The sequence below is a fragment of the Microbacterium sp. NPDC003461 genome (assembly GCF_053588335.1).
In genome coordinates this window covers 17,281-40,507 of record NZ_JBSFPT010000019.1, presented here as the reverse complement: position 1 = coordinate 40,507, position 23,227 = coordinate 17,281, and the positions used below count along the sequence as shown (strand labels likewise).

Genomic DNA, 23,227 nt, shown 5'->3' with positions numbered 1-23,227 from the left:
GGGCTGACGACGACCGGGGCGATGGCCACAGACGCACGGCAGGCATCGGGCTACCGGCCCGACATCGAGGGGCTGCGTGCGATCGCGGTCGGGGCGGTCGTGCTGTTCCACGCCGGCGCGACGGCGTTGCCCGGCGGGTACGTCGGCGTCGACGTCTTCTTCGTGATCTCCGGCTACCTGATCACCCGGCAGGTGGTCGACGGCACGCGGCGCGGCTCGTTCTCGTTCGTGGAGTTCTATCTGCGGCGCGTGCGGCGGCTGCTCCCGGCGGCCCTCGCGACGGCGGTCCTCACGACCGTCGCCGCCGCGGTCCTCCTGCCGCCGTTCCGGATCGCCGAGATCGCGCAGTCCGCCGCGGCGTCGGCGGTCTCGGTGGCGAACATCCACTTCTGGCTGCGATCCGGCTACTGGGCGCCCGAGTCCGAGAACCAGCCGCTGCTGCACATGTGGTCGCTCAGCGCCGAGGAGCAGTTCTACCTGGTGTGGCCGCTCCTTCTCGTCGCGCTCGTGGCCACCAGGCTGCGGCGCTTCGCCCTGCCGATCCTCGCCGCCCTCACCGTCGTCTCGGTCGCCGTCACGGCGTGGGCGACGGATGAGTGGGCGGCCGCGGCGTTCTACCTCACGCCGTTCCGCACCTTCGAGTTCGCGCTCGGCGCGATGTGCGTGTGGCTGGATCGCGTGGAGTGGCGGCCCACACGCGCGGTGACCGTCGCGCGGGCCGGCGCCTGGCTGGTGGGGATCGCGCTCATCGCGTGGGCCGTGCTCGCCTTCGACGAGGCGGGCACCGACTTCCCCGGGCTCGCGGCGCTCGTGCCCACCGTCGGCACCGCGCTCGTGATCGCGGCCCGGCGCCCGGCGATCCTCGACGGCGCCCTCAGCAACCGCGTGATGCGCTACATCGGGCTGCGCTCGTACAGCCTCTATCTGGTGCACTGGCCCGTGCTCGTCTACGCCCGCGACCTCACCGAGCGGGTGACGCTGCCGCTGACCCTGGGCCTGCTCGCCCTCATGGTGCTGCTCGCGGAGGCGATGTACCGCTTCATCGAGCGCCCCCTGCGCGTGCACGGCACGGGCGCGCGCGAGAGCGCCGCGGCCGCGTGGCGCCGGTTCGGCCGGCTCGCGGCGCCGGTGCTCGGCGTCGCCGTGGTCGTGGCCGGAGCCGGTCTCGGCACCGCGGGGTACGCCTCGTCGCCCGCCGTGTACGCGCCCGACGTGCGCCCGGTCGCCGCCCTCACGAGCGAGGAGGTCGACGACGGGCGGTTCGCCCTGTCGCGCGAGCTGTGCCGCGGGCATGACGGGCCGGTGTGCGGCGAGCCACAGGACGGCCGGCGGAACGTGCTCGTCATCGGGGACTCCTTCGGGCCCGACGGGCTCAACGTCGTGGCGCGCATCGCACCCGAGGCGAACTTCCTCATCGCCTCGCACCCGGGCTGCCCGCCCCTGCGCGAGATGCCCGAGTCGGACTACGTCTATGAGCAGTGCCCCGAGCTGAACGACGAGCGCTTCGCGGAGCTCGAGCGGATGGCGCCCGAGCTCGACGTGATCGTCGTGGCGATGCGGCTCGATCCCGGCGCCGAGGAGCGATTCGGCCGGACCGTGGCGTGGCTGAGCGACCTGGGCCCCGAGGTCGTCGTGCTGGGCGCGGGACCGCAGTTCCGCGACCCGGTGTGGCAGATCGTGCTGCGCCACAACAGCGCCGACAACCTCGGGCGCGTGCTGCACGACGAGCTCAGGATCGAGCACGACGTCGACGACGCGTACGCCCGGGTGACCGAGGCGGCCGGCGGCCGGTACCTGGAGCGCTGGGACGCGATGTGCTCGGCGGGCGAGTGCCGGCCGTCGGCGAGCGGGGACCTCGCCGACCTCATGATGTACGACTCCACGCACCTCACGGGGCCCGGCGCCGCCGCCATCGGCGACGAGCTGGCCCGAGAGCCCGACGTCGTCGCGCTGTTCCGCTGATCCCCGCCTCCGCGAGCCCGCCCGCCGGCCACGCACGGCGGCCCGTCGCTCCCGAGCGCACGCACGGCCGCCCGGGAACGCGAAAGCGGGGCCGCACCCGAAGGTGCGACCCCGCCTGCGTGTAAGCGGTGCTTACTTGATGATCTTGGTCACCGTGCCGGCGCCGACGGTGCGGCCACCCTCACGGATCGCGAAGCCGAGGCCCTCCTCCATGGCGATCGGCTGGATGAGCTCGACCGTCATGTCCGTGGTGTCGCCGGGCATGACCATCTCGGTGCCCTCGGGCAGCGTGATGACGCCGGTGACGTCCGTGGTGCGGAAGTAGAACTGCGGGCGGTAGTTCGTGTAGAAGGGGTTGTGACGGCCACCCTCGTCCTTCGAGAGGATGTACGCGGTGCCCTCGAAGTTCGTGTGCGGCGTGACCGAACCCGGCTTCACGACGACCTGGCCGCGCTCGACGTCCTCGCGCTTGAGGCCGCGGAGCAGCAGACCGCAGTTCTCGCCGGCCCAGGCCTCGTCGAGCTGCTTGTGGAACATCTCGATACCCGTGACCGTGGTCTTCTGCGTCGGGCGGATGCCGACGATCTCGACCTCGGAGTTGATCGCGAGCGTGCCGCGCTCGGCGCGACCCGTCACGACCGTGCCACGGCCGGTGATGGTGAAGACGTCCTCGATCGGCATGAGGAACGGCTTGTCCTTGTCACGCACGGGGTCGGGGATGTTCTCGTCGACCGCGTCCATCAGGTCGAGGATCGACTGCGTCCACTTCTCGTCGCCCTCGAGAGCCTTCAGGCCCGAGACGCGCACGACGGGAGCGTTGTCGCCGTCGAAGTCCTGCGACGAGAGCAGCTCGCGCACCTCGAGCTCGACGAGCTCCAGGATCTCCTCGTCGTCGACCATGTCGGCCTTGTTCAGCGCGACGAGCAGGTAGGGCACGCCGACCTGCTTGGCGAGCAGCACGTGCTCACGCGTCTGAGCCATGGGACCGTCGGTCGCCGCGACCACGAGGATCGCGCCGTCCATCTGCGCGGCACCCGTGATCATGTTCTTGATGTAGTCGGCGTGACCCGGGGCGTCGACGTGCGCGTAGTGGCGCTTGGGCGTCTCGTACTCGACGTGCGAGATGTTGATCGTGATGCCGCGCTGACGCTCCTCGGGGGCCGAGTCGATCGAGCCGAAGTCGCGCACGACGTTCACGTCCGACGGGTACTTGTCCGCGAGCACCTTCGAGATCGCGGCGGTGAGCGTCGTCTTGCCGTGGTCGACGTGACCGATCGTTCCGATGTTCACGTGCGGCTTGGTCCGCTCGAACTTGGCCTTAGCCACTGGGTCCTCCTCAGGACGGTCGTTGTCACAGCGCCGGGCACCGGTTTGCGACCGGCCTGCAACGGGGATGGTTCTCAGTCTAGTAGAGAGATTCTGTGTGAAGTTTTGGGTGGCGGGGCCGCGGCGTGCGCGGCCCCGCCGAACCGTGGGGGCTCGGGCGCGTTACTCGCCCTTGCCCTTCTGGATGATCTCGTCGGCCACGGCCTTGGGGACCTCGGCGTAGCTGTCGAACTCCATCGAGTAGACGGCGCGGCCCGAGGTCTTCGAGCGCAGGTCGCCGATGTAGCCGAACATGCTCGACAGCGGCACGAGGGCCTTGACGACCTTGACGCCCTGGGCGTCCTCCATCGACTGCACCTGACCGCGGCGCGAGTTCAGGTCGCCGATGACGTCGCCCATGTACTCCTCGGGCGTGCGGACCTCGACGGCCATGAGCGGCTCGAGGAGGACCGGGTTCGCCTTGCGGACGGCCTCCTTGAAGCCCATCGAACCGGCGATCTTGAACGCCATCTCCGACGAGTCGACGTCGTGCGAGGCGCCGTCGACCAGGGTGGCCTTCACACCCACCATGGGGTAGCCGGCGAGCACGCCGACGTTCATGGCGTCCTGGAAGCCCTGGTTGGTCGGCTCGATGTACTCGCGCGGGATGCGCCCACCGGTGACCTCGTTGACGAACTCGTAGGTCTTGTCCGCCGTGACCTCGAGGGGCTCCAGCTTGAACTGGATCTTGGCGAACTGACCCGATCCACCCGTCTGCTTCTTGTGGGTGTAGTCGTGGCGCTCGACGACCTTGCGGATCGTCTCGCGGTACGCGACCTGCGGCTTGCCGACGTTCGCCTCGACCTTGAACTCGCGCTTCATGCGGTCCACGAGGATGTCGAGGTGCAGCTCGCCCATGCCCTTGACTGTGGTCTGACCGGTCTCGGGGTTGTTCTCGACGCGGAACGTCGGGTCCTCCTCCGCGAGCTTCTGGATCGCGAGACCCAGCTTCTCCTGGTCGGCCTTCGTCTTGGGCTCGATCGCGACCTCGATGACCGGCTCCGGGAACGTCATCGACTCGAGCACGACCTGGTGGTCGGGGTTCGAGAGCGTGTCGCCCGTGGTCGTGTCCTTGAGGCCGATCACCGCGTAGATGTGACCGGCGGTGACCGAGTCGACCGGGTTCTCCTTGTTGGCGTGCATCTGGAAGATCTTCCCGATGCGCTCCTTCTTGCCCTTGGTCGAGTTCACGACCTGGGCGCCCGAGTCGAGGTGACCCGAGTACACGCGGATGTAGGTGAGGCGGCCGAAGAAGGGGTGCGAGACGACCTTGAACGCGAGGGCCGCGAAGGGCTCCTCGGCGCTCGCGTGACGCTCGATGATCTTCTCCTCGTCCTTCGGGTCGTGCGCCTCGATGGCGGGCACGTCCAGGGGCGAGGGGAGGTAGTCGACGACCGCGTCGAGCATGGGCTGCACGCCGCGGTTCTTGAACGCCGAGCCGCAGAGCACGGGGTACGCGTCGCCCGCGATCGTGAGCTTGCGGATGCCGCTCTTGATCTCGTCGATCGTGAGCTCCTCGCCACCGAAGTACTTCTCGAGCAGCGCGTCGTCGGTCTCGGCGACGGCCTCGAGCAGCTTGGTGCGGTACTCCGCGGCCTTGTCGGCCAGGTCGGCCGGGATCTCGGTCGTCTCGTACTTGGCGCCCATGGTCACGTCGCCCTTGGCGTCGCCGGGCCACACCTTGGCGTTCATCTCGACGAGGTCGATCACGCCGACGAAGTCGTTCTCGGCGCCGATCGGCAGCTGGAGGACCAGCGGCGTCGCCTTCAGGCGGTTGATGATGGTGTCGACCGTGAAGTAGAAGTCGGCGCCCAGCTTGTCCATCTTGTTGACGAAGCAGATGCGGGGCACGTTGTACTTGTCGGCCTGGCGCCACACCGTCTCCGACTGCGGCTCCACACCCTCCTTGCCGTCGAAGACCGCGACGGCGCCGTCGAGCACGCGAAGCGAGCGCTCGACCTCGACCGTGAAGTCCACGTGGCCGGGCGTGTCGATGATGTTGATCTGGTTCTTGTCCCAGAAGCACGTCACAGCAGCGGACGTGATCGTGATGCCACGCTCCTGCTCCTGCTCCATCCAGTCGGTCGTCGCGCCACCGTCGTGGGTCTCGCCGATCTTGTGGTTGACGCCCGTGTAGAACAGGATGCGCTCGGTCGTCGTCGTCTTGCCGGCATCGATGTGCGCCATGATGCCGATGTTGCGGACCTTCTTGAGGTCGGTGAGCACTTCCTGTGCCACGGGCGTTTCCTTACGTTGTCGCAGGTGAATCTGAGAGCCGGTTCCGGATGACCGACGTTCCGATCATCCGGAACCGGCGTGAATAGCTGGTTACCAGCGGTAGTGCGCGAAGGCCTTGTTCGACTCGGCCATCTTGTGCGTGTCCTCGCGGCGCTTCACGGCGGCGCCGAGGCCGTTGGAGGCGTCGAGGATCTCGTTCATCAGACGCTCGGTCATCGTCTTCTCGCGACGGCCCTTGGCGTAGCTCACGAGCCAGCGCAGCGCGAGGGTGTTCGCGCGGTGCGGCTTGACCTCGACCGGCACCTGGTAGGTCGAGCCGCCGACGCGGCGGCTGCGGACCTCGAGGGTGGGGCGGACGTTGTCGAGCGCCTTCTTGAGCGTGGCGACGGCGTCCTGGCCGTTCTTCGCCTCGACGCCGCGGAGGGCGTTGTAGACGATGGCCTCGGCGATCGACTTCTTGCCGTCGACGAGGATCTTGTTCACGAGCTGCGTGACGATGGGTGCGCCGTAGACCGGGTCGTTGACGACGGGGCGCTTCGGGGCGGGTCCCTTACGAGGCATTGGTCTCAGCCCTTCTTCGCGCCGTAGCGGCTGCGAGCCTGCTTACGGTTCTTGACGGCCTGGGTGTCGAGCGCACCGCGGACGATCTTGTAGCGGACACCGGGGAGGTCCTTCACACGACCACCGCGGACGAGCACGAGCGAGTGCTCCTGCAGGTTGTGGCCCTCACCGGGGATGTAGGCGGTGACCTCGGTGCCGTTGCGGAGCTTGACACGGGCGACCTTGCGCATGGCCGAGTTCGGCTTCTTGGGCGTGGTCGTGTAGACGCGGGTGCAGACACCCGCCTGCTGCGGGTTCGCCTTGAGCGCGGGAGCCTTGGTCTTGGTGACCTTCGGCTTGCGGCCCTTGCGAACCAACTGCTGAATGGTTGGCACGTTCTCTCCTGTTTCAGTGCTGCACGGTGACAGCGCGTGAGTTTCACGCAGACCCACCGAGACACCGGATGACCGGAGGAATCGTGATGGTGGGTATGCCGTGGGGGTGGACTGTTCGCAGTCCTGTCCCTGTGCGACGCTCCGCCCGTCTCGCTGTGCCGAGACACGACACGAGGGCGCGCGGAAACACGCACTTCACCATGGTACGCGCCCCGACGTGATAAGGGCAAACGCGGGCGGGTCGGCGCCTGATCCGCCTCGTCAGTCGAGGAAGATGTCGGGGAACAGCGCCTCGTCGGGCGTGCCGGGCACGGCCGCATAGCCCGAGAAGTCGGTGACGCCGGCGGCCTCCAGCACGTCCTCGACGATGAGCGTCTGACCCGTGTACTCCCGCGCGGGGCGGGTGAGCACCTCGTGCGCCGCGTCCGCGTAGATCTCGGGCGTGCGGCTGGCCGCCATCATCCGGTCACCGCCCAGCCCGTACTGCACGGCCGCGGTGGCGATCGTCGTGCGGGGCCACAGGCAGTTCGCCGCCACGCCGTCGGGCGCGAACTCCGCGGCGATGCCGAGCGTGGCCATCGTCATGCCGTACTTCGCCATCGTGTACGCCGTGTGGGCGCCGAGCCACCGCGGCGTGAGCGTGAGCGGCGGCGACAGCGACAGGATGTGCGGGTTCGGCGCCTCCTTCAGGATCGGCAGCGCGGCCCGCGAGAGCATGAAGGTGCCGCGCACGTTCACGTCCTGCATGAGGTCGTACTTCTTCGCCGTGACGTCGAGCGTGCGCGACAGGTCGAGCACCGAGGCGTTGTTCACGACGATGTCGATGCCGCCGAACTCGCCCTGGGTCTTCAGCACCGCCTCGGCGATGTCGTCGTCGTTGCGCACGTCGCCGACGATCGGCAGCGCCTGCCCGCCCGCCTCGCGGATCCGCTCGGCCGCCGTGTGCACGGTGCCCTCGAGCTTCGGGTGCGGCTGGTCGGTCTTCGCGAGCAGCGCCACGTTGGCTCCGTCGCGCGCGGCGCGCAGCGCGATCGCGAGGCCGATGCCTCGGCTCCCGCCCGACATCAGAATGGTCTTTCCTGCCAGGGTCATCCTCGTCCCTTCGTCGTGAAACGCCTTCAGCCTACGGGGCGCCGCCTGGGCCGATTGCCGCGGGTTGCGGTGGTCGCTTCATCTCCGCGGCTTCGCCGCTCCGTTCAGCAACCGGCCCGGTGGGACCCCATCGGTTGCTGAGCGGTTGGGGTGGTCGCTTCATCTCCGCGGCTTCGCCGCTCCGTTCAGCACCGATGAGTGCGACCGGCCGGTGACCCCACGGTTGCTGAACGAAGTGAGCGTCAGCGAACGAAGATGAAGCGACCAGAGCAACTCCGCTTCATCGGGCGGCGCGGCGGCGGGAGGCCCACAGCAGCGGCACGGCGAGCGCGAAGAGCGCTCCGGCGGCGGCCAGCGGGCCCGTCACGGCGGCGCCCGTGGTGGCCAGGCAGTCCTCCCCCGGCGTGCAGTCGTCGAGCGCGGCCACCTCCGCCGCGGCGTAGACGGCGATGCGCACCTCCGTCGGGTCCGACGCGTTGTAGCCGTCGCGCGAGGTGAGCCGCAGCGTGTAGCTGCCCGGCTCGCTCGGGGCCATCCAGCTCCAGGCGCCGTCGGCGCCCACGGGCACCTCCTGCACTGCCGGCGCCGGCCCGCCCGCGGCCGTCTCGGCGGCGGCGAACTCGATCCGCAGCATCGCGCCCGGGTGCGCGGTGCCCGTCAGCGCGGATCCGGCGGGCACGGCGCCCAGGTCGGCGGGTGCGGACACCGTCGGCTCGGCCAGGTCGAGCCACAGCGTGTACCCGCCGGTCTGCTCCAGCGCGTTGCCGAGGTCGGCCACCCACGTGTACTCGGTGTTGCCGCCCGAGACCACGCCGAGCGCGGCGTCGCCGGCGTAGACGGCGCCGCCGGAGTCGCCGTCGCCGGCGGGGAGGGTCGTCATGAATCCGTGCACGATCGACGAGCCGACCCGCGCCCAGCCGATCCCGCCCTGCACCGTGCCGGTCGTCACGCCCGTCGTGCGCCCGCTCTTCGCGACGGCGAGCCCGTCGTGCGCCTGCCCGATGCGCGCGATCGGCGTGGCGGACGCCGCGAGATCGTCGGCGGCGGCCGTGGTCCAGTCGGTCACGGCGGGGCGGAGCGTGAGCCCCGCGGCGGGGTCCACGTCGATCGCGGCGATGTCGATGCTGTCGAGCGCTCCGGTCCGCCCCGCCGGATCGCCCGGCAGGCCGAACTGCGCGAACGCGACCGTGCCGAGCGGAAGCCACCGCTCGTAGGTCGCGCCCCCGTCCTGCGAGGGGCGCGTGAGCCAGGCGTCCTGCCCCGCGACCCCGCCGGCGCAGTGCCCGGCGGTGATCACGGCGTCGCCGCCCTCGGGCGTCCACGCGCTGAAGCCGATGGAGCACGCCAGGCTTCCGCCGGCCAGCTCGAGCGCGTAGCCGGCGCCGCCGACCACGTCCCCCGCCGCCTCGGCGCGCAGCGGCGCGCCGATGTCGCTCAGCGCGAGGCCCTCGCTCTCGATGACGGCCCGGGTGTGCGCCGCGAGCTCGGCGGCCGTGGCGAAGACGATCGTGCCGCCGGCGCCGTCGGGGACCACGGCGTGCACGGCGGGATCGGCGGCGAGCAGCGACGACGCGAGCGCGTCGGCACCCGCGGGCCCTGCGTCGCCCGCGTCGGGGGCGGACGGCGTCGCCTCGGCAGCGCCGGCGTCCGTGGCCGGAGCCGCGCGGCCCGGATCGGCGGCGCCCGGATCGGCGGCGCCCGGATCGGAGGGGACGGCACGATCCGCGTCACCGGCACCCGGCGCCTCCGCGGGGCCGACGCCGGCGTCCGGATCGGCGGCTCCGGCGGGGGCCTCCTCCGCGCCGCTCGCCGACGGGGCCGTCGGGCCGGGGGCCGCAGTGGCGACGGGCGCGGACGGCGCGGATGAGCCCGGCGCGACCGCCGCGGCCGGCACGGAGAGGCACGCCAGGGCGAGCGTCAGCACGGCCGCCGCGGCGGCACCCGTCGCGCGTCGAGCGATCATCGGCTCTCCCCTCACCCCGCGCACATGCGCCGCACCGAGCGTAATCGATCGCCGCCGGCGGCCCGCACGCGGGCCCGCCGCCTCAGAGGGTGGCGATCAGCGCCGCGAGGCCCGCGGCCGACGCCGCGACGACGATCGCCATGGCGCTCACCACGATCGAGGCGCGGCGGCGGCGCACGCGCCGGGCCGCGCGCAGCTGCGCATCGGCGTCGATGTCGCGGACGGTGGCGACGTCGCGATCCCAGCCGCTCGCGCGCAGCGGCGCCGGCACGTCCTCGATCATGCGCGAGGGATCGGCGGCCTCGTCGCGCAGGTCGAGCTCGGGCACGGGCGCCCACTCGGGCGCGATCACCCCGGGCGTGGGGCGCGTGGCCCACGTCGTGGGCGCCTCGAAGGCCGTGTGCTCCCCCGCGCCCGCGGGCCGCACGAGCAGGCGGGTGTCGTCGGCGGATGCGGCGTCCGGCACCCGCACCGACTCGCGGTGCGGCGACGGGGGCACCACCGGCTCGCCGTCGTCGTCGCGTCGCGGCGACGGACGCGTGAGGCGCGTGGCCTCGTCCTCCGGCGGCCGCCGCACGATCCGCGTCGCCTCGTCGGCAGGCGCGCCCTTCACCACGATGCGCGTGCCCTCGTCGGGCAGCGGATCGTCGGCGGGCAGCGGGTGGTCGGCGGTGCGCCTGGCCACCATGCGCGTGGCCTCGTCGAGCCCCTCGGGCGCGGTCGCCGCGTCGGGCTCGACGGCCGGGCGCGGGGCCCTCTGCACGAGCCGCGTGGCATCGTCGACCGGCTCCTGCGGCGGGGCGACCGGCGCCGCGGCGGGCTCGGCCCCCGCGGGGCGCGGATCCCTTCGGACGAGTCGCGTCACGTCGTCGACCGGCTCCTGCGGCGGGGCGATCGGCTCCTGCGGCGCGTCGCCGCCCTGCGCGAGCGCCCGGCGCCGGCGCGCGGCGCGGGTCTCGTCGGCGGCGGGATCGCGGCGCGCGACGACCCGCGTCGCATCGTCCACCGGCGACTCCGCGGTGCCGCGGGCCACCACCCGCGTCGCATCGTCCGCCGGCGACTCCGCGACCGGCTCGGCGTCGCGCCTCGGCACCATGCGGGTCGCGTCGTCGACGCCCGGATCCGCCGCCACGGGCCCGCGCGTCACCACCCGCGCCGCCTCATCCACGCCCGGCTCCGCCGCCACGGGCCCGCGCGTCACCACCCGCGTCGCCTCATCCACGCCCGCCTCCGGCTCCGCGGGCCGGCGCACCAGCCGCGTCTGCTCGTCCGCGCCGTCGTCCGGCCGCTCGTCGCGCGCGCTCACGCCGCCCCCGCCACGCGCAGCTCGACGGTGCCCAGCACGAGACGCTCCGGCACGCGGGCGGGCGCGCCCGGGGTCGTGTCGTACTCGCTGCCGTCGATGTCGACGACGAACACGCCGTTCGTCGAGCCCAGGTCCACCACGATCCATCCGTCCTCGCGCCGCTCGATGCGCGCGTGCGTCTTCGACAGCGTGCGCGTGCCGTCCTGCAGGCGCACGAGCTGCGCCTCCGGGTACTCGGGATCGGACGCCGGATTGCGTCCCACGATCACGACGCTGCGGTTCAGGTCGATCGTCTCACCGCCGTCGAGGACGAGGCGGAACCGCACGCCGCGCTCCGTGGTGTCGGCGTGCAGCATCGCCTCGACCGTGAGGGGCTCGCCGGCGGGCGCGGGCAGCGGCGGGCGCGGCGGCAGCGCCACGAGGTTGGACGCGGGTGCGGCGGACCGCGCCGCGGGGATCGGGGGGCGCGGCGGGAGCGGCGCGGCGTCGGCGGGGGCGGCCTTCGCGGGGGCGCGATCGGAAGGCGAGCGCCCCTCCAGCCGAGCCCAGATGGCCGCGGGAACCTCGGGATCCCGCGATCCGGAGCGCATCGCCGGCCGCACGACGTCTCGCGGCAGCACATCGCCCGCGGTGGTCTCGCGCGGGGTGTCGTCGGGCGGGGCCGCGCGGCCGGCGAACGACGAGGCGGGACGCAGCGGCTCGCGCTCGGGCGGGCGCGGCGCGAACCCCGGAGCGACGAGGGACAGCGCGCGCACCGAGGGCGCGGGCGCGGCGGCAACCGGCGCCGGAGGCGCGGCGACCGGCACCGGTGGCGCGGCGACCGGCGCGGGCGGCGCGGCGACCGGCATCGCGTGTGAGGCGCTCGGGACGGGGCGCGGCGCGGCGCCCGGTCCGGAGGAGGGCGCGACCGCACCGGGCCTCGGCGCGCCGACGCGCACGCCCGACGGGGTGTCGCCGAACGGCCACGGCCCGTCCGGCTCGGCGGAGCGGCGGCGCGAGGCCACACCCGCGCGCAGGCGCCGCACAGCGGGATGCTCGCTCCCCGCGTACCGGGCGGCGCCCCAGCCCGCGATGCTCAGCCACACGGGGGGCACGAGCACGGCGAGCACCGTCATGCCGGGGCCGTAGCCGAGCACGCGGCCGATGCGGTGGGCCGAGACGGCGGCCAGCACCGCGAGGGCGATCCACCCCAGCACGGGCACGAGCGCGAGCAGCAGCCACCACGCGCGGAAGCCGCCCAGCCGCAGGAAGACGGCCGCGCCGCGCACCGGCACCCACGCCTGCCATCCGGCCTCTCCGGCCTTCTCGAACAGCTGGGCGAGCGCGGCGCAGAACCAGACGAGCGCGATGAGCACAAGCGGAACCGCCGCGATGACCCACGGCGTGACGTCGCCCATTCCGACCTCCCGTACCCCGAGGCTCACGCTACGTCGCCGCGCCCGGCGCCGCCACGGGGAGAACTGCCCGTCCCGCCGAAGAACGACCGCAGCGAGACCGCGGCGAGCAGCCGGGCCCACCACGACCTGCCGGCGCCGAGCGCCTTGCGCTCCTCGTGCACGATCTGCCAGAACCGGTCGGCCTCGTCCGGGGCGATGTCGCCGCGCGAGAACACCGCGCGGTCGGCGACGGCGGCGAGCGCGCCGGCGTTCGGCGTGGCGTACAGCGCCGCCAGCTCGGAGCGCGTGCGCGCGCCCTGCCCCGGCAGCCCGTGGTCCACGGCGGTGTCGACGTACTCCTCCCAGCCGCCCTCGATGCGCTGCACCGGCGCGGCTGCGGCCCGGCGACCGGAGCGCCGCACCGCCTTCGCGATGATCACGACGAGGAACGGCCCGAGCGCCAGCAGCGCCGCGAGCAGGCCGATGCCCACCCCGCGCGCGACGGCCCAGAGCGCCTCGTCGCCCGCGCCGCGATCCTGCTCGTCGCTGTCCTGCGCCCTCTGCTGCATCGGATCGGGAGGCTGGATCTCGCTCGCATCGTCGGGGCGCACCTGCGTCGGCACCTTCGGATCCTGGAGCTGCTGCTCCTCGATGTCGAGCTGCTCCTCCCACTGCGGCGTGGCATCGATCGCCGCCCACGCGCCCGACGCGCCCTGCACCTCGAGCCACACGGCCAGATCGGCGCCCCGGCACACGCCCTCCTCGCACGCCGGCAGCCCCTCCTCGGCCTGCAGGCGGGTGCCGACGACCACGCGGGTGGGGTAGCCGAGCTGCTGCGCCACGAGCGACGCGGCCACCGCGAACTGCTCGTCGTCGCCCACCGCCGCGGCGGTGGACTCGCGCAGGGTCGACTCGGCCTCGATGAGGTCGTTGAAGAGCGCGTCGATGCGGGCCAGCGAGTGCCCGGACTCGCTGGGGCGGAACCGGTACCCGTCGCCGAGGTCGGCCATCCACTGCGGCTGGTCCGCGTCCTCGTCCAGGCGCAGGGCGTGGCTGAGGTAGCCGCGCTCGCGCAGCAGGCTCACCGCATTCTCGAGCCCGGCGCCGTCGGCCGTGATGTCGTTGCGCTCCACCCACGTGGCCACCGAGTCGGGGATCGGCACGGCGGAGCTGCGCCGCGGCGACGTCAGCTCGGCCAGCGGCGCCCACGACTCCTGCGCCACGACCGTGTACGCGGTGCCCTGCTCGATGCGGGCCGTCTGCACGGCGCCCGCCGACGCCTTGCTGTAGTACAGCCCGTCGGCCAGCGTCGAGGCGCGCTCCCCCTCGAACTCGATCCGCGAGACCTCGCCGAAGGTGGGGAGCCAGATGCCGTGGAGCGCGCCGACCTCGATCCGCGCGCTCGTGCCGCCGGCGGCGCCCCACGAGGGCACGCGGACGAACAGGTCGTCGTCCGCCTCGGACTGGGGATCGAGCGCGCGGTACGTCTCGCCGTCGTACGAGGTGAGCGAGGCGATCCGGATGCGCTCGGGCAGCTCCGATCCGGTGACGCGGAACAGCTCCTGCTCGTACGCCCCGTCGGCGAACACCGCGCGGTATTCCGAGAGCGGGCTCACCGCCTCGCGCATCGCCAGCTCCGGACCGGTCCCCGCGCGCGGCACCATCCGCTCGCGGCTCTCGACGGCCGCGGGCGCGGCGACGCCGGCGGTGCCGAACGCGAGGGCGACGAGGGCGGCGGTCACGGCGATGCGCCGGACAGCGCTCCACGGCGAGCGCCTGCGCAGCCGCACCCCGCTGCGCTCGGCGGCCTGCGACAGGGCACGGCGGCGCGCGCTGCCCGCCCGCCACGACAGCCACGCCACCGACAGCAGGAGAGCGAGCAGGCCGAGGGCGAGCTCGCGCGGGGCGGGCACCGTGATCGTGCCGAGCGGCAGCGGCGGGCTCGCGACGGTGTGGCCGAACAGCAGGCCGAACGAGGCGGTGCCGACCGCCGCGGCGACAGCCATTCCCGCCCGGCCGGCGAGCGCGGCGAGCGCGGCCAGCAGCGGCCCGACGACGAACACGACGACGGCGGGCATGAGCAGGTTGCGGTACTCGGCGACGGGCAGCTCGACGGTGAGCAGGTCCTTCCAGCCCAGCACCGCGCCCTGCACGGCGTCGGTGAGCACGCCGGGGAACGGCGTGGGCGAAGCCCACCGGCCGGGCACGGCGAAGGCCACGCCGAGGGCGATCACCGCGCCGACGGCCGCGAGGGCCGTGACCCAGCCCGGCAGGCGCCACGCGCGGGCGGCCACGGCGAGGGCGAGCGCGACGACGAAGCCGACGGCGACGACGGCGAGGTACGCGCCGCCCTCGTAGATCGGCCAGGCGGCGAAGCCCGCCAGCGCCGTCATCGCGGTGAGCCAGGCGAGCGCCGCGACGCTCTCGGCCGAGGCCAGCTCGCGCATCCGGCCGCCGAGGGAGCGGTCGGCGCCGCCCCACGTGACCGCGCCCGGCGCCTGGGGCGCCCCGGGGCCGGCGCTCACGACTGCCCGCCCTTCACGAGGAGGCCGCCGAGATCTTGGATCGCGGCGATCGTGACGGTGGTGAGGCCCGTCACGCCCTGCACGCGCGGGCGGGCGTGCTCGTCGCACAGCACGGCGATCACGGCCGTGTCGGCGCGGAACGCGAGCGCCGCGCGCTGCAGGCGCCGCAGCGGCATGACGGATCCGACCACGAGGAAGGCGAGCGAGACGGCCTCGTCGTCCTCCGCGACGACGTCGCCGATCTGCTCGACGGGCGTCGCGCGCGGGCGGGCGTCGACGCCCGAGAAGCCGTCGAGCATCGTGCGCGGGCTGACCGCCGGGATCCGCTCCACGAGCGTCATGCCGCGCGGTACAACGGGCGGCAGCTCCACGCCGGTGACGACCTCGAGGTCGCGGCCGTCGTGCAGCACGCGCACGCCGAGCGAGGCGGCGGCGCTCACGGCCAGCTCGAACTCGTCGGCGTCGAGGTAGTCGGCGGGGTCGACGCTGAGGATCACGGCCGTGCGCGAGCGCAGCGTCTCCTCGTACTGGCGCACCATGAGCCGGCCCGTCTTCGCCGTCGACTTCCAGTGCACATGCCGGCGGCTGTCGCCCGGCACGTACTCGCGGATGGCGTGGAACGAGATGTCGGAGTCGACGATGCGCCGCGACGGCTGACCCTCGAGGTCGCGGATGAGACCGGCGCTCGTCGTGGGCACCACCTCGATGCGGGGATGCACGTACAGCTCGTGCCGGTCCTCCCACGCCCGCTCGCGGCGGAACAGGCCGACGGGATCCGAGCGGACCTCGACGGCGGGACCGATCTGGATGATGCCGCGGCGCGGCGTGGGGATCTCGAGGTTCTGCGTCGACTCGTGGCCGGCGCGCAGGAACGGCACGTCCACCTCGATGAGGCCGTCGCCGACGGGCAGCTCGATGCGGCCTGGCAGCGTCGCGCGCGCTCCCGAGTTGCGCACGATCACCTCGGCCGAGGCCGAGCCGCCCGCCACCACGCGGTCGCGATCGACCTTCACGCTCACGTCGTGCGCGCGGCTGCCGAACAGGAAGGGCACCGTCACGACGATGAGGGCGACGCCGGCGAGGCCGGCGACGAGCCACTCGACCCAGCCCAGCGCCCAGCCGACCGCCGTGCCGGCGAGGGCCGCGACGACGACGAGCCATCCGGCCGGCGTGATGACCTCGAGGCACCAGTCGCGCGCGCTGCGCAGCACGGCCCCCGCGCGGCGCGCGCTCACCGCCGACCACGACACGGCGGTGACGATCGGGTTGGACCGGCCCCTCGTCGTCGCGGTCGTGCGGCCGATCGTGCGCGTGCGCGTGCGGCCCCAGCTCGTCGACGTGCGCGAGGCGGTCGACGAGGGGGCGCGGGTGCGGCTGCGGGTCTGTGCCATGTGCTCGGGATCAGGCCGCGGGCTGGTCCACCGGCGGCGCCACCGAGAGCAGCACCTGGCCGATCACGGCCTCGGCCGTGACGCCGTCGAACTCGGCCTCGGGCTGCAGGATGAGGCGGTGCGCGAGCACCGGGCCGGCGAGCGCCTTGACGTCGTCGGGCACCGCGTAGGTGCGGCCCTGCGAGGCGGCGCGCGTGCGGGCCGCGCGCGTGAGCGCGAGCGCGCCGCGGATGCTGACGCCCAGGCGCACCTGCTCGGCCGTGCGCGTGGCCTCGACCACGCGCACGATGTAGTCGAGCACGAGCGCGTCGACGTACACCGTGCGGGCCAGCGCCGCCATGCCCACCATCGCCTGCGGCGCGATGATCGCCGCGAGGTCGGCCGTCGCCGTCGCGGCGCCGCCGATGATGCGCACGGTGGCGGCGTGGTCGGGGTAGCCGAGCGACGTCTTCATGAGGAAGCGGTCCAGCTGCGCCTCGGGCAGGCGGTACGTGCCCGCCTGCTCCACGGGGTTCTGCGTGGCGATGACGAGGAACGGCTCGCCGACGGGGCGGGTGATGCCGTCGACCGTGACCTTGCCCTCCTCCATCACCTCGAGCAGCGCCGACTGCGTCTTGGGCGAGGCGCGGTTGATCTCGTCGGCGAGCACGATGTTCGCGAAGATCGGGCCGGGGTGGAAGTCGAACTCGCCCGTCTTCTGGTCGTACACCGTCATGCCCGTGATGTCGCCGGGCAGCAGGTCGGGGGTGAACTGGATGCGCGTGTTCGTGCCGCTCACCGTCTGCCCCAGCGCCCGCGCGAGCGAGGTCTTGCCGGTGCCCGGCACGTCCTCGAGCAGCACGTGGCCGTCGCTCAGCATCGCCGTGAGCACCAGCTCCACGACGTGGCGCTTGCCCAGCACGGACCGCTCGACGTTGTCGGCGAGCTGCGAGAACGTCTGGGCGAACCAGGTCGCCTGCTCCTGCGTGATCGTCATGCGTGTCCTTCTTCTCGGGTGGTGCTCACGGGGTCGGGGGTTCGCCGCCGGTGTCTCCGCCGGTCTCGTCCTCGGGCGGCGTGGTCTGGGTCGGGGTGCAGGAGAGGGTCAGTTCAATGTCGTTCCTGCCTGTCCCGCGGATGTCATACGACCCACCGTCCCAGCTGAGAGTCGGGGTGAACACGACCCGCTCCGCATTAGGGGGCACGACTCCCGGCTCGTCAGCGCGGATCGTCTCCCAACGGCCACCGAACCAGCCTTCATCCCAGCGTTCATAACGAGGCGTCGCATTGCCAACGGTGAGCGTGCTGTTTCTGAGGCCTTCTCCGGCGTAGGACTCCCTCAGCGAGGGAGCCTGCTGCCCGCCCACACAGCTGCCTTGCACACTGACCTGTGCCCGCACCTGATACGGGGCCGAGTTGCCGCGAGGAGTAACATCGCCCCACTCCGAGTAGACACCGGGCCACCAGTCGTGTTCCCAGCGCACCCCAATGTCGGGGTCCGCTCCGTACCGGTGCTCCCAACCCGTCGAAAACACGTAGTGATTCTCGTGGGGTTTCTCGCTAGTGGGACCCTCCAAGCTGTCCGGGCTGATGCTCCAGCTAGCTGTCGCGGTCACGCCCTCGACCGTGAGCGATGGGTCGCGATTCACATAGAACGTCGCGCCTTTCGGCTTGGGTAGATTCTGAACGGCTCGAACGGGTTGCGACTTGACAAGGCCGGCATAGCCGTAGATGTCGTCGTTGTATCGCGTCTGCGCGCAGGCCTGAACAACGTACTCGCGGCCATCCTGCACCGTGAACGACGCCCTCGGAGACGACGAGCTCGGGAAACAACGCTGCCCGTCTAGCGCAAATCCGTACTCGACGCTCGTGCCCGCTGCGGAGCTGCCGGCGCCAGCCCACGCTTCCACATCGATGCGCGCCTGACCGTTGCCCACGTTCTCGGAGCTCGCGCTTGTGATGCGCAGATCGGTCGGCGCCCCGACGCCGTGCATCTTGATGCTGACCGACTCGCCGGTCTTCACGCCCGACAGCCCCGCGGGAATGTTGTGGATCGAGACAGGCGTGATTGTGATATCAGTTAGGTCGTTCGACCCGACATTGAAGCTGTCAATGCGCACGCGAGACCTGCCACGCACGTCGACCGGGGTGATCTCGTTAGTGGCGGCGCTCCAGATCTCAAGTGAGCCCGTCTGCTGCGGCTCGGCGACCGTCACATCAATGTTGACGAGGTGGCCACGCCCGTCGTCCGTCTGGACGGGCCGCCACTGCACGTCGCGCGGCGCGGCCGGCGGGCGGAACGCCCAGGCCCTCGTCTGGACCGAGCCCTCCGACTCGCCCGTGGAGTTGAACGCGCGCACCACGTAGTCGCGCTGCTCGCCGTTGGGCGCGTTGATGACCGGGCAGGCGCCGTCGGCCGAGCACGTCGCGACCTCCTGGCCGTTCCACGTCACGCGGAAGCCCTGCAGGGCGGGGTACGCCGCGCGCGAGGTGCCCGGGTCGACCCGCAGCATGACCTGGCCGTCGTCGTACCCGATCTGGTTCACGCCACCCGGGGTGTTCGGCAGGCCGTGCAGGTCGAGGAGCACGGTGCCCATCGCCTCGCCGCCCGAGACGCGGCCCTGCGCGTCCTCCACGGCGAAGCGGGCGCGGCACGTGGCGCCGGGGGTGCCGGGTGCCCACGACGCGCGCACGTGCGTGTCGGACGCGACCGAGAACGACACGCCCGCGCACGCCTGCGAGGACTGCACCGACATGAGGCGCAGCGGCGTGCCGGGCAGCGGGTTCGTCTCGCCGGGGATGCCGACCACCTGGATGTCGCACGACCCGCCCTGCGTCGTGCGGCACAGCTGCTCGGCCGTGCCGCCGCGCGGCAGCTGCGACGGCGCGTCGCCCACCGTGAACGTGAGCGAGGCGGGCGAGACGTCGTCGTGGCTCGTGCTCGTCACGGTGGCGCGCTCCTGCGTGCCCGGGCGCGCGGTGTCGTGCGCCGTGACGGTCACGATGCTGCCGGACGCACTCGCCGACAGCGCGGATCCGCCGAACTCGAAGCCGAAGCTCACGGGGTCGCCCACGCGGCCGCCCGGCCACGTGACCATCTGCTGCAGGTCGAACGTCGCCGTGTCGCCCGGCGACACGGTCACGGCCGCGGCCTTCAGGTCGGGCTGCGGGGCGTTCGGGATGACGCGGATGCCGACCGAGAGCACCGTCCAGGCCTCGTCGCCGTCGAGTCGCACCGGCACGGCGCAGGCGTCGCTCCAGGGCGCGCCGTCGCCGGCGGCGTACGTGATGACCGATCCGCGCACGCTGCAGGTGGCGGCCGTGCGGGCGCCGCTCGTGGCCACCTCGCTGCCGACCTCGAGGGTGCGCCCGCGCGGCGTGGCGACCCGGTCGCGCATGTCGAACTCGACCGACTCGCCCTCCTGCACCTCGATCGGCGGCGCGTCGGCCTTCTCGGCCAGCGCGGCGCGATCACCCGGCACGCGCAGGAAGCCGTAGCCCGCGACGTCGTCGCCGCTCGTGCTCTGGCCCGTGAGCTGGAACGGGATCACGCGGGCCTCGGGCGTGAGCTCGCCGGAGATGCGGTTGCCCGAGACCTCGGCGCCCTCCTGCTCGCCCCACAGCGCCAGCTCGAGGTCGTCGACCGAGCCGCCGCTCCACGCCACCGATCCGTCGACCACGTCGACGCCGTTCTCGAAGCGGTCGCGCGTCTCGAGCGTGAGGCGCGTGTCGCTCACGACCGGGTAGTCGGGCACGCGCTCGCGCGTGACGTACACGACGATCCGACCGCGGGCGGAGTTGCCGCCCGAGGTCTCGACGTCGTACAGGTACGAGATCGTGCCGAACTCGGCCCCCGGCCGCACCCGCACGGTGTCGCCCTCCACGCTCAGCCGGTCCATCAGCTCGACGTGGCGCGGGTTCTCCGTGCCGTCCGAGAGCGTGGCGGGCACGTCCGGCACGACGTTCTCGAGGCTCAGCTCGCCGCCGAGCGGGTCGATGTCGTTCGCGAGCGGGGTCACCGTCACCTCGGCGTCCTCGGCGCCCTGCACCTGCACGTAGTCGGTGTACAGCACGGGTCGCGGGTCGGCCTCGGCGTCCATGACGCCCACGCGCACGCGGCCCGTCCCCGGCAGCCCCTGGCCGTCGACCACCTGGTACGTGAACGAGACCTGCCCGAAGGAGCCGGGCGCGCTCCGGTACACGATCGACTCGCCGTCGGCCGAGATCGACGCCGAGCCGACATCGGGCTGGGTGAGGATGCGATCCAGCTCCACCGTGTCGCCATCCGGATCGGCGCCGAAGCGCTGCAGCGGGATCTCCACGCTCTGTCCGGCGAGCACGCGGCCCTCGAGCCGGTGCGGCTGCGGCGGCCGGTTCTCCTCCTCGCCGACGACGCGGACCGTCACCGCCGCGGAGTCGGCGAGCGAGGGCGCGCCGGCGGCGTAGACGGAGTAGTCGATGCGGTAGTCGCCCGGTTCCTTCGGCGCGAGGTAGCGGATCACCGAGCCGGCGGCGAAGGCGAGCGCGCGATCCGTCGACGACTGCACGGCCGACGGGTCGAGCATGAGCGAGCGACCGGCCGGCGCCACGTCGTTGTCGAGCACGGGGATGTCGATCTGCGCGCCGGCGCGCACGACGACCGAGTCGTCGACGGCGATCGGCGAGAGATCGGACGCCGGCGGGAGCAGGAAGACGCTCGCCTCCCCCGCCACCTGCGCGCCGTCGTCGAGCGTGCCGTCGCTCACGGTGTACCGCACCGTGCCGAGCAGTCCCGCCTCGCCGTCGGCCGTGGTCCCCGTGAGCCGCAGCGCGCTCTGGCCGACCACGTCGACCTGCAGCGTCGCGCCGTCGGCGGGCGACACCTGCGGCTCGCTGAGCATGAGCACGCGGCGCGTGGGGTTGGTGACCGTCGGCATGACGTCGATCGTGACGTCCGCGCCCTGATGCACGAACGCGGTGACGGGAGCTGCCGAGAGCTGCGCGGGCGCGTCCTCGGGCAGCAGCGTGATGCGCGCCGTCGCCTCGGCCGAGCTCATGCCGTCGGTCACGGTGTAGCGGACGAGATAGATGCCCTCCTCGTCGGCCGTGAAGTCGAACCCGATGCCGAACGCCGAGGGCACGGCCGTCGCGTCGGCGTTGTCGAGCACGCGCGCCGACTCCACGGAGAGGCGCCCCTCGGTGCCCGTGACGTGCGGCTCGACGTCGACCGCGATGGTGCCGACGGAGTCGAGCACGGCGAACGACTCGGCGTGCAGCTGCGGGTTCGGGTCGACCTTCACGGCGAGCGAGCGCGTGGTCTGGGCGCCCTGCGTGTCCGCGACCGTGACGTGCAGCTCGACCGTGCTCGATCCGCTCGACGAGTTGCTGTGCTGGTAGACGACGTCGCCGTCGGGCGTCACCGACGCCGCGCCCTCGCCCGAGGGGTTCGCGACGTCGAGCAGGACGACCGGGTCGCCGTCGGGGTCGACCCAGCCGTCGAGAACGGGGACGGTGACCGTGCCGCCCGGCGCCAGCTCGGGGCTCGGCCACTCGGCCAGGCACCCCTCCACGCCGCACCAGACGGGCGCGCGGTTGCCCTCGCTCACGGTGAGGGTGACGGTGGCGGGCTCCGACGCCCTGCCGCCCTCCTGCGTGCCGTCGATCACCTGGTACTGGAAGGTCGCCGATCCGGTCGCATCCGGTGCGACGTCCACGGTGATCCGCCCGCCGTCGTCGGTGATCGCGAGCCGCCCGAACTCCGCGGGCAGCCCCGAGACGGAGCCCTCCATGATCGTGAGCACGTCCTGGTTGGGATCGTGGTCGTTCAGCATGACCGGCAGGCTCACGAGCGTGCCAGGGCGCACGCCGAAGGCGTCGTCCTCCGCCACGGGCGGCCGCGGGTCGGTCACGACCTCGGCCTGCTCCTGCGTCTCGACGGTCTCCTCCTCGAGATCGTCCTCCGGCTCCCACTCCTGGCTGGACGGCACGAGCGTGCCGTCCGGCATCGTCCACACCCAGCCGGATCGCGTCTCGTTCAGGATCATGCGCGACCCCGACGACGTGAAGACGGGCTCGCGCTCCTCCGGCAGCTCGAGCCCCCCGTAGTCCAGCGAGATCTGCGTGCCGTCCGACCCGCCCGACCCGCCCGACACGGGCATGCGCCACATCGTGCCGCCCGCGATGTCGAGCCAGGCCGCGTACACGTCGCCGTTGAACACCCGCGGCGCGGCCGGTGCGCCGCCCGGCGCGTCGAACACACGGCGGGGCCCGCCGCCCTTGGGCAGCTCGACGAGGCCGAGGTCGTCGGCGAGGTACGCCGACTCCCCGCGCGCCGTGGCCGTGCCCGCCACCACGACGCCGCCCAGGCCCGGCTGGAAGGCGTCGGCCTGGCCGCGCCGCCAGATCTCACCGCTCGTCGCGTCCACGAGGAACCACGTGCCGTCGACCGCGGTCAGCTCGAGTCCCTCGCTCGTCAGCCCGCTCGGCGCGGCGTCCTCGCCGAGGAGCCGCCGCTGCGCGACGTCGTAGCGCGTCACGATCGAGTCGTCGGCGGTGTAGGCGTACAGCACGCCCGCGTCGTCGATCGCGATCGCGTCGGCCGTCCACGACGGCGCGGTGGAGCCCTCGTCGTCGGATCCCTCCTCCGACTCGTCCTCCTCGGCCGGGTGCGGCTCGATGAGCAGCGTGGCCTCGCCGAGCACGCCGGCGAACACCGTGCCGGTGTCGGTGAGGTAGGCCACGTACTCGCCGGCCGTCGCCACCGCGACGGTGCCGCCGGGGGTGCGGTCGGCGGTCGCCTGCGCCTCGTCGTCGTAGTCGATCGGCATCGCCGTGTCGATCTCGAGCAGCCGCGAGTCGCTCTCCGCGAAGAGGAACGCGCCCCGCTCGGACTGGACGATGCCGGACGGGTTCGAGACGGTCCGCACGGTGTCGAGCTCGAGGACCTCGGTGTTGATGCGCGCGTAGCGCACGTTCTCGCCCGTCTGCAGCGCCCACACGCCCGGCTCGGTGCTCGGCGTGCGCTGGGCGTCGAGCCCCGGCCACACGACGGCGAGCGTCACGATCAGCGCGGTGACGACCCCCGCGGTGATCCAGCCCCAGAGCGCGCGGCGCATG

The 23,227-nt window shown here is 72.9% G+C and carries 13 protein-coding genes; 1 reads left to right on the top strand and 12 read right to left on the bottom strand.

What is annotated here, in order from left to right; translation table 11 throughout:
* Nucleotides 1-21: 21 nt before the first annotated feature.
* Nucleotides 22-1,962: an acyltransferase family protein gene (locus ACWDR7_RS08980; RefSeq protein ID WP_449854580.1), complete on the top strand. Its 1,941-nt coding sequence runs from the start codon at nt 22-24 to the stop codon at nt 1,960-1,962.
* A gap of 132 nt (nt 1,963-2,094) precedes the next feature.
* Here ACWDR7_RS08980 and tuf read toward each other — a convergent pair whose 3' ends face one another.
* The 12 genes from tuf to ACWDR7_RS08920 form a co-directional block, all read right to left on the bottom strand.
* Nucleotides 2,095-3,288, bottom strand: coding sequence for an elongation factor Tu (gene tuf, locus ACWDR7_RS08975; RefSeq protein ID WP_449854579.1), 1,194 nt, complete (start codon nt 3,286-3,288; stop codon nt 2,095-2,097).
* 162 nt (nt 3,289-3,450) lie between these two features.
* Nucleotides 3,451-5,565, bottom strand: coding sequence for an elongation factor G (gene fusA, locus ACWDR7_RS08970; RefSeq protein ID WP_449854578.1), 2,115 nt, complete (start codon nt 5,563-5,565; stop codon nt 3,451-3,453).
* Nucleotides 5,566-5,655: 90 nt separating this feature from the next.
* Nucleotides 5,656-6,126 carry a 30S ribosomal protein S7 gene (gene rpsG / locus ACWDR7_RS08965; protein WP_067024837.1) on the bottom strand — a complete coding sequence of 157 codons (471 nt, stop codon included), beginning with the start codon at nt 6,124-6,126 and terminating at the stop codon, nt 5,656-5,658.
* 5 nt (nt 6,127-6,131) lie between these two features.
* Nucleotides 6,132-6,500, bottom strand: a complete 369-nt coding sequence (rpsL, locus tag ACWDR7_RS08960; RefSeq protein WP_449854577.1) for a 30S ribosomal protein S12 — start codon at nt 6,498-6,500, stop codon at nt 6,132-6,134.
* Nucleotides 6,501-6,761: 261 nt separating this feature from the next.
* A complete protein-coding gene (locus ACWDR7_RS08955; RefSeq protein WP_449854576.1) occupies nt 6,762-7,592 on the bottom strand; it encodes an SDR family oxidoreductase in 831 nt (276 codons plus the stop codon).
* 280 nt (nt 7,593-7,872) lie between these two features.
* Nucleotides 7,873-9,555: a hypothetical protein gene (locus tag ACWDR7_RS08950; protein WP_449854575.1), complete on the bottom strand. Its 1,683-nt coding sequence runs from the start codon at nt 9,553-9,555 to the stop codon at nt 7,873-7,875.
* An 82-nt stretch (nt 9,556-9,637) separates the two neighbouring features.
* Nucleotides 9,638-10,861: a hypothetical protein gene (locus tag ACWDR7_RS08945; RefSeq protein ID WP_449854574.1), complete on the bottom strand. Its 1,224-nt coding sequence runs from the start codon at nt 10,859-10,861 to the stop codon at nt 9,638-9,640.
* The gene (locus tag ACWDR7_RS08940) at nt 10,858-12,258 is read right to left on the bottom strand and encodes a DUF5684 domain-containing protein (RefSeq protein WP_449854573.1); all 1,401 of its coding nucleotides are present in this window, start codon (nt 12,256-12,258) and stop codon (nt 10,858-10,860) included. The genes ACWDR7_RS08945 and ACWDR7_RS08940 overlap by 4 nt, the downstream gene beginning before the upstream one ends.
* 23 nt (nt 12,259-12,281) lie before the next feature.
* Nucleotides 12,282-14,762 carry a transglutaminase domain-containing protein gene (locus ACWDR7_RS08935; protein WP_449854572.1) on the bottom strand — a complete coding sequence of 827 codons (2,481 nt, stop codon included), beginning with the start codon at nt 14,760-14,762 and terminating at the stop codon, nt 12,282-12,284.
* A complete protein-coding gene (locus tag ACWDR7_RS08930; RefSeq protein ID WP_449854571.1) occupies nt 14,759-16,153 on the bottom strand; it encodes a DUF58 domain-containing protein in 1,395 nt (464 codons plus the stop codon). The genes ACWDR7_RS08935 and ACWDR7_RS08930 overlap by 4 nt, the downstream gene beginning before the upstream one ends.
* 10 nt (nt 16,154-16,163) lie before the next feature.
* Nucleotides 16,164-17,129, bottom strand: a complete 966-nt coding sequence (locus ACWDR7_RS08925; protein ID WP_449854570.1) for an AAA family ATPase — start codon at nt 17,127-17,129, stop codon at nt 16,164-16,166.
* Nucleotides 17,130-17,154: 25 nt separating this feature from the next.
* On the bottom strand, nt 17,155-23,226 hold the full coding sequence (locus ACWDR7_RS08920; protein ID WP_449854569.1) for an Ig-like domain-containing protein: 6,072 nt from the start codon (nt 23,224-23,226) through the stop codon (nt 17,155-17,157).
* Between the last annotated feature and the right edge of the window lies 1 nt (nt 23,227).